The 2,536-nt window shown below is 60.1% G+C and carries 3 protein-coding genes; 1 reads left to right on the plus strand and 2 read right to left on the minus strand.

Translation table 11 applies throughout. The features are described from left to right. The coding region (locus FAZ11_RS24540; RefSeq protein ID WP_137283180.1) for an aldehyde dehydrogenase family protein at positions 1 to 1,128 on the plus strand (1,128 nt) is incomplete at its 5' end. Positions 1,129 to 1,232: 104 nt separating this feature from the next. On the opposite strand, the gene FAZ11_RS24545 is transcribed toward FAZ11_RS24540, so the two are convergent. Both FAZ11_RS24545 and FAZ11_RS24550 read right to left on the minus strand, forming a co-directional pair. Further along, on the minus strand, positions 1,233 to 1,991 hold the full coding sequence (locus tag FAZ11_RS24545) for a cache domain-containing protein (protein WP_042133132.1): 759 nt from the start codon (positions 1,989 to 1,991) through the stop codon (positions 1,233 to 1,235). 89 nt (positions 1,992 to 2,080) lie between these two features. Further along, positions 2,081 to 2,536, minus strand: a 456-nt coding sequence (locus FAZ11_RS24550) for an FCD domain-containing protein (RefSeq protein WP_137283181.1), incomplete at its 5' end; no start/stop codon positions are given.

A 2,536-nucleotide genomic window follows, 5' to 3' on the forward strand; every position in this document is an offset into this window, starting at 1 on the left:
GCCTATGCGGCGTCCTTCCTGGAATGGTTCGCCGAAGAAGCCAAACGTGTCTATGGCGATGTGATTCCGGGCCACCAACCCGACAAGCGTCTGCTGGTCATCAAGCAGCCTATCGGCGTCACCGCAGCCATCACGCCCTGGAACTTCCCTTCGGCCATGATCACCCGCAAGGCTGGCCCCGCCCTGGCGGCAGGCTGCACCATGGTGCTCAAACCAGCAAGTCAGACGCCCTATTCCGCCCTGGCGTTGGCAGAGCTGGCCGAAAGGGCAGGCATTCCGCCCGGAGTGCTCAGCGTCGTGACCGGTTCTGCGGGCGAAGTCGGCAGCGAACTGACCAGTAATCCGCTGGTGCGCAAACTCAGTTTCACGGGCTCCACTGAAATCGGCCGTCAGTTGATGGCTGAATGCGCGCAGGACATCAAGAAGGTATCCCTGGAGCTAGGTGGCAACGCGCCTTTCATCGTTTTCGACGACGCCGATGTGGAGGCTGCCGTCGAGGGAGCATTGATCTCGAAGTTTCGTAACAACGGTCAGACCTGCGTCTGCGCTAACCGCCTGTACGTACAGGCTGGCGTTTACGACAGCTTTGTGGCTCGACTGGCCCAGGCCGTCGGCTCTCTGGTGCTGGGCGATGGTACCCAGGTAGGCGTCACCACCGGCCCGCTGATCGACAGCAGGGCTGTGGCCAAGGTCAGCGAGCACATTGCCGACGCCTTGAGTAAGGGGGCTCGTCTGGTAAGCGGTGGCAAGCCTCATGCGCTGGGGGGCACCTTTTTCCAGCCCACGGTGCTGGCAGATGTTCCCGCTACAGCTCAGGTCGCCCGCGAAGAGACCTTTGGCCCGCTGGCGCCGGTGTTTCGTTTCACCAGCGAAGATGAAGTGATTGAAAGAGCCAACGATACCGAGTATGGCTTGGCCGCCTACTTTTACGCTCGCGACCTGAGCCGGGTCTTTCGTGTTGCGGAAGCGCTGGAGTATGGCATCGTCGGCATCAACACCGGGATCATCTCCACTGAGGTCGCGCCGTTCGGCGGCATCAAGGCCTCCGGTGTCGGCCGCGAAGGCTCCAAGTACGGTATCGACGACTATCTGGAAATCAAGTATCTCTGCATGGGCCTTGATCGCTAGATCGGAATCGAATCAGAAGAGTGCATCCGCGAACCGCTACGGGGCAGAAATGCTCCCTAGCGGTTCAGTCGGTTAACTCACAGGACGATACAAAGATCGTTGATTTAGAAAGCCAGACTCTCAGAGCGGGGTATCGCACGCTCGACCACGGTCCAGAACGGATTGGCTTCCAGCCCGAGTCGGCAGGAATTCGCTGCCTGACTCTCTTCGTTAAGGGCAACCAGGTCGCCGGCCGACCAGCTCACCGTATTGGCAGCGAGAACCCGGCCCTCGGCATTCAAGACCAGCGCCTCGTTCTTCATCTTCATTAGGCCCTTGATCAACAACGGCTCGAGAGATTCCAGACACACGTCAGCCGCCGCCACTCCGATGAATCTTTCGCGCACGAAGATCGGTACGGAGAAGGCGACAATGTACTCTTCCGTGCCGTAAAGATCGACGAAGGGACCCGCTACGCAGGGCTTGCCGGAATGCCGAGCCTGGACATACCAGGGCATGGACTCGTAATCGTAAAAACGCTCGCTGAGGCGATTGAAGTTCAGGTTGAGCGGGCGAATATCCCCTTCAGCGCCGCGACACCACCACTCCAGATGCATTTCCCGATCGCGTACCTGACCGGGTGCGAAGACGATTCCCGCACCATGCAGCCGGACGTCCTTGACCGCCAGCAGGCGGAGAACGTCCTGTTGCAACACCGCGAGCTCGTTCGAATCGAGCACCTGTACAGCGCCAGGGCGCTCAGGCCAAAGCCCGCCGACAGCGACTTCAAGGTTACGTAACCCGGCGAAAACGTTACTGATCGAAACGTTGATTTGCGCAGCAAATTTCAACAGTTCCGGGGCCTGGGTTGCAGAATCTTTCATATCGAACTCCTCAACTCGTTATCCCCCTCACCTTCAGTGAGTGAGATAGAGGCTATCTCGCTTCTGCGAAGCAAGTTCCGCTCCAACAATCAGTCGGCGGCCATGACCTCAAGCTTCAGAGCGGTCAGCCTGCGCAGTTCTCGACTGACATGTGCCTGAGCGAGGGCTCCGGCAAGGTTGGCGTCGTTGCTGACTATGGCTTCGAGAATCGCCTGATGCTCAACCCGCATCGCTGCGATATCCGGCTGGCCGCGATAGGGCAGCCACAGCAACTCACCCAGCTCGGCCTGTAGCCGTACCTCGTTATGGGTCAGCCGAACCGATTGGGCGGCTACCGCGATCTCGATGTGAAAGCGTGCATCCAGTTGTCGCTGCCGCTTCACGTCCACCTCCACGGCGAACTCCGCCAACAGCCGCGCTAGGCGCCGATGCTGATCGGCTCCTGCGCGTTTGGCTGCCAACTGAGCGGCCGCGCCGGATATCGCCACGTGCTCGTCGGCATGATCGCGCAGCTCCAGCGCCGTCAGCCGCTCCAGACGAGCGAA

It is taken from the genome of Pseudomonas rhizoryzae (assembly GCF_005250615.1).
Lineage (GTDB): Bacteria > Pseudomonadota > Gammaproteobacteria > Pseudomonadales > Pseudomonadaceae > Chryseomonas > Chryseomonas rhizoryzae.

Bases quoted from the DNA above. Each gene is read 5' to 3' on its own strand.
- FAZ11_RS24545 (WP_042133132.1), bottom strand. From the start codon at position 1,991: ATGAAAGATTCTGCAACCCAGGCCCCGGAACTGTTGAAATTTGCTGCG.